Below are 4,659 nucleotides of genomic sequence, written 5' to 3' on the forward strand. Positions count from 1 at the left end.
CGACACTAGGCAGGCCGGGCGCAGATGCGGGGTCATGGCGCGCCGGGTAGCAAGGAATTACCGAAGGAATGGGAATTTCCGGGCGGATAGGGCGAGCCCAGAGTTTTACGAATAATGTCCGTTCCCTCGTCGTCACCCAATTCGTATGCCAGTCGGTTGCGGGCGGCAGTGGAACGATGTCGGGTCACTCGAGTAATGCGCTCGTGGTTTGCTCCGATGCGCAAATGATCGAGCAGAATCGTCCCCGGGCCGACCCCGAGCAGCGCCGCCTCCTCGGCGGTGGCGGGCCGTGCGACGACGGTGTCGCGATGCGCGGTCTCGGCGAATCCACGCTCCGCCAACCGGCGCGTGGTGCCCTCCGGAATGTCGTGCGGTGCGTCGATTCCGGTGGCCTCGGCCAGATCTCGCGGATAGAAGCTGACCTCCCACGACCACGGCTCGTTGTCCAGGTACTGCATGATCGTGCGGGACACCACCCACTCGTCACGCGCCACCCCCAGCCAGTGCGCCACTTCCGGACTGGCCGGTTCCATTCTGGCACTGAACTGTTTGGACGGCTCCCGTCCCGCCGCGCGCGCGATCTCCGAGAAGATATCGTGCGCGGCCTTGGGTCTGTCGGGCCGAATGTGGTTGGTGACAACGGATTCCAGCACTTCCTGACTTCGCACGATGGTGCCTCGGGAAGTTGCTGTGTAAACCAGGTTTTCAGCCACGAGGAGTTGAATCGCATTGCGAGCCGTCGTAATCGATACCTGCATCTGCTCGGCCAACTCGTTGTGACTCGGTAGTCGATCGCCCGGTTCCCACTTGCCGGCGCGGATCTCCTCGCGGAGGAGGTCTGCGATCCGTTGATATCTCGGACCGTCCGCCATCTCGCTCCTCGGTTGTTGCTTCAAGGCTGTGAAGTCTACTCCGCTGGCACTACTGCCGTGTAAGGCTTGACAGCAGCATTCTGAGGTTTATTGTAATGAACGTCCTGAATGCGGTGTTGTTATACGTCGAAGAACGCGAGGCAACGTGGCAGGTTCGGAGACATCAAACACGGTCGTTGTGGCATTGCCCGACGTGTCTCCTTCGTATGCGGACATGGAGGCGCAGCCGCTGGCCTCCGGCCTATTGCCGACCTCCGACCTACTCCTGCGCGCTTGTCGCGGACACCGGGTCATCGGCGGACCTCTGCTGTGGTTCGCCCACGACCTCGCGGTGCTGCACGAGCGGCGAGTGGTCGGGCGCGGCGGCATCGGCCCGGAGACCGACCCCGCCTCGATCATCGAAAACAAGCGCCGCCGAATCGAATTGGTCATGGCCATTGACGACTGGATCGTGCGCTCGGTACCCCAGCACCGGCTGGGCGCGACCCTGCACACCGAAACCGTCGGATCGGTCATCGACCGACTCGCCGAGGCGTCCGTCCGCGCCCATCACGCGTTGATGACCCTTGACGCGAATGATGAAATGCTGCACGGTGCTTGGCACCATTTAGCTGAATTGTCCGACGCCTACGACGATCTCGTGCGCGACGTGCTCGCCGGTCGGCGTCGGCTGACCGCCTGGTAAAAGCGGAACTCTCGAGCGGTCCGGGCCCGAGGGTGGCCCGGACCGCCATTTGTTCTGCCCGAATTCGCCGCCTCTCGGCGCGGACCCGGGCAATGATCATTTCGGCAAACGCGGAATCGCGTCGGCCAACAGTTTTTCCGCTTTGCCGCAAGCGTCCGGTGAATTCGACAGATCGGACACCGTCAGCTTCAGCTGTTCGGCATTGTCTTTTTCGGTCGGGCGCACCAGATAGCTGAGATAGCAGTCGTTCGCGGAGCGGGCGCCGGTGACATAGGCGGTGAACTCGCCGATCCGCAGCGAGTCGTAGACCCACTCGCCCCGGTCCGGGCGCGACTCCTCGACCAGGTCGACGCGGACCGAGCCGTCCCGGCCGATGGTCGCGCAGGCGTGCGGGCTGCGCTGATGATCCGTAGGAGCGCCCGTGATGTCCCGAATCATGCTGTCCTGCAGCACCGCACACGGATCCACACGAAGTATCGAACCCGGCGGCAACTGCCGCTGCGGCGCGTAGTCGGTGAGCTGCTGGACCACGGCGACCAGCGCCTGTTCGGCAGCGGCGCAGGCGGTTCCGGGCTGGGCCGCAGGGTCCAGCTGCTCGGCGGACATGCGCAGCGGCACCGCGTTACCGGACTGGGTGACCACGGCGGTATCGCACTTGGCCTCCGCCGCCCCGGCGCTCAGGATCGGGCCCCAGGCGACGGTACGGCCGGTCGGGGCGAGCTGGTCGACACCGATGGCGTGATCGGGAATGTCGAAGGTGTAGTGCACCTTTCGCTGCGTGGCATCCACCACGGTGGTGGCGCAGCCGCCCTCCGGCAGGGCCTGCGGATCGCCGGTGCGGGTGCCGAGTTTGCCGGCCACCGCCTTGTCGAGGACCGCGCAGAAATCCAGCAGCCGCAGCTCCGACGCCGTCAAGTCCAGTGACGGATCCTTGCGCGGCTGTGCGTGCCCACCGGTCTCCGAGGACCGGCTCAACCCGGTCACCACGCCACCCAGCACCAGCACGCCCACCGCTCCGGCGGCCGCCCAGCCGATGGTGCGCCGCCGCCGACCGGCCAAGCGCGCCAGCTGATCTCGATACCGGGTCTCCTGCTCGCCGCTGGACGCCCACCACTGCGCGTCGGTCCGATGCGCCTCGATGAAATCCAGAACCGGTTGCGGCCAAGCGGATTCCGCAGGAATACGCTCGGCCTGCTCCAGCAGCTGGCGGGCCGAGGGTCGATGGGCGGGATCCGGTGCCAGACAGGATTCGACGAGTTTGCGGAGCGAATGCGGGACCGCCTGCAGATCAGGCGTATCGGACACGGATCCGGTGGCGGCCAGCACCAGCAGCATGCCGACCGCGTAGATGTCGGCGGCCGAGGGGACCGGCTGACCCTCGGCCTGCTCCGGCGGCACGAACCCGCTCGACTCGGCCGGGTCGTCGCCGGTGCGCGGGCGGGCGAGGCCGAAATCGATGATGCGCGGGCCCTCCGGCGTCAGCAGCACATTGCCGGGCTCGAGCCTGCGGTGTACCAGCACCGAGCGGTGCACCTCGAGCAGCGCGGCGGCCAGCCCCGTCGCCAGCAGCCGCAGGCCCGGCACCGGCAGTGGACCGCAGCCCGCGATGACCGTCGCCAGATCCGGGGCGGGCAGGTATTCGGTGGCCAGCCACGGCCGCTCGGCATCCAGATCGCTGTCCACCACGGCCCCGGACAGCGCGTCGGTCAACTGCTTGCCGGTCTCCAGCTCCCGCTGCAGGCGCGCGCGGAACTCCAGATCCTCGGTGTGCGAGCGCGGAATCTGCTTGACCGCCACCAGCTTCCCGGTCGGCGTCCGCCCCAGCAGCACGCGGCCCATGCTGCCGCGCCCGATCACGGCGATCATGTGGTGCGGGCCGATCCAGCGCGGATCGTCGGGCAGCAGCGCCTTCATCGCGCACCCGCCATCACCGCGTACTGCGCCGCCGCCAGCTGCCGGATATCGCTGTCGGTATTGCTGTAGACCACGGCCACGTACTCGCCGCGCGCCACCACACAGCGATACCGGCGGGCCTGCAGGGATTTCGGGTCCGGGCGGGTGGCCTCCGAACAGCGGGCGCCGGGGAGGTCGCGGGCATTACGCATCCAGGTGTACTCCGAGTTCTCCGGGTCCTCGGCCAGCCAGTCGGCATACGACCGGGCGGCTTTGGGATCCCGCATCCGATACAGGAACTTGTTGTGCTCGACCGCCAGGGCGGTCACGCCATTGCCGGACAGTCCGGCGAGCTTGCGGGCGGGCTCGGGTGACAGCGCCGCGTACCCGCGAACCCCGAAGGCGGCGAAGGTCTTCGGGTCCGCGACCGGATCACCGGTTCGGATCATCCGGCTCAACAGCCGATCCGGGTCGAGGGCGACCGCGGCCGGATCCGGCACCGCCGCGCTATCGAAACCGGTCAGCTGCGTCAGCTGCTTGCGATAGACGGTGCTCACGAAATCGCCCAGGCGACCCGGATCCGGATCCGGCAGTTCGGCATACACGCGGATCACCACGGTCTGCCAAGCCATGAGACTGCCGATCGACGCGACGCCCGGCCGCCAATGACTCAGCGCCGCCGGAAAAGCGGCCAGTGGCACGGGCGCGTTCTCCGGACTCGCCTCGAAATCGACCCGCGCCATCTCGGCCGCGGCCGCGGCGGCGGACTTCTCGTCGCGAAAGGCGGTGAGGGACACCGCCAGATATTTCAGCAGCGGAGTCCCCGCATTCTCGGCCCGGTTCGCCGCCGCGAGACCGAAGGAACCGACCACTCCGTACCCGCGCCCGGCCGCCCGCTGCCGCGCGGAGAGTGCGTTCTCGTGAAATCCGCGATCATCCGCGGACACCCCACCCCCGCGCATCGCCGTCAACTCGGGATCGATTTCGGCCGGGAAGACGATGTGATCGGCCAACCGCAAAGACTCCGCGAACATCCCGCGCGTCCGGCTCGGCCGCGTGTCGAAGTCATTGTCGCCCGGCACGATCGAATACGGCCCGTAATCCGCCACGGCGGCCTCGCCACTTCCGCACGCCGCGCACAGCACCACCACTGCGACACCCATTCCGGCCACGGACCACAGCCGGAACCTCAGACGCATGCGTTAATAC

Annotated in this window: 4 protein-coding genes; 1 reads left to right on the top strand and 3 read right to left on the bottom strand. The window is 67.4% G+C overall.

Annotated features, from left to right (window positions below; genetic code table 11):
* Nucleotides 1-32: 32 nt before the first annotated feature.
* Entirely contained in the window at nt 33-872 is an 840-nt protein-coding gene (locus NS2_RS35060; protein WP_045440478.1) for a GntR family transcriptional regulator, read from the bottom strand.
* 193 nt (nt 873-1,065) lie between these two features.
* Here NS2_RS35060 and NS2_RS35065 point away from each other — a divergent pair, with 193 nt between their 5' ends.
* Nucleotides 1,066-1,557: a DUF4254 domain-containing protein gene (locus NS2_RS35065; RefSeq protein WP_231992978.1), complete on the top strand. Its 492-nt coding sequence runs from the start codon at nt 1,066-1,068 to the stop codon at nt 1,555-1,557.
* A gap of 96 nt (nt 1,558-1,653) precedes the next feature.
* Here NS2_RS35065 and NS2_RS35070 read toward each other — a convergent pair whose 3' ends face one another.
* Nucleotides 1,654-3,471, bottom strand: a complete 1,818-nt coding sequence (locus NS2_RS35070) for a serine/threonine-protein kinase (protein WP_052087101.1) — start codon at nt 3,469-3,471, stop codon at nt 1,654-1,656.
* Nucleotides 3,468-4,613, bottom strand: coding sequence for a DUF7373 family lipoprotein (locus NS2_RS36575; RefSeq protein WP_033091655.1), 1,146 nt, complete (start codon nt 4,611-4,613; stop codon nt 3,468-3,470). Before NS2_RS36575 ends, NS2_RS35070 begins: the two co-directional genes overlap by 4 nt.
* Between the last annotated feature and the right edge of the window lie 46 nt (nt 4,614-4,659).

The organism is Nocardia seriolae NBRC 15557, from assembly GCF_007990715.1.
In the GTDB taxonomy this organism is placed as follows: Bacteria; Actinomycetota; Actinomycetes; order Mycobacteriales; family Mycobacteriaceae; genus Nocardia; species Nocardia seriolae.

Coding starts and splice junctions, on each gene's coding strand:
- NS2_RS35060 (WP_045440478.1), bottom strand. CDS start 872: ATGGCGGACGGTCCGAGATATCAACGGATCGCAGACCTCCTCCGCGAG.
- NS2_RS35070 (WP_052087101.1), bottom strand. CDS start 3,471: ATGAAGGCGCTGCTGCCCGACGATCCGCGCTGGATCGGCCCGCACCAC.
- NS2_RS36575 (WP_033091655.1), bottom strand. CDS start 4,613: ATGGGTGTCGCAGTGGTGGTGCTGTGCGCGGCGTGCGGAAGTGGCGAG.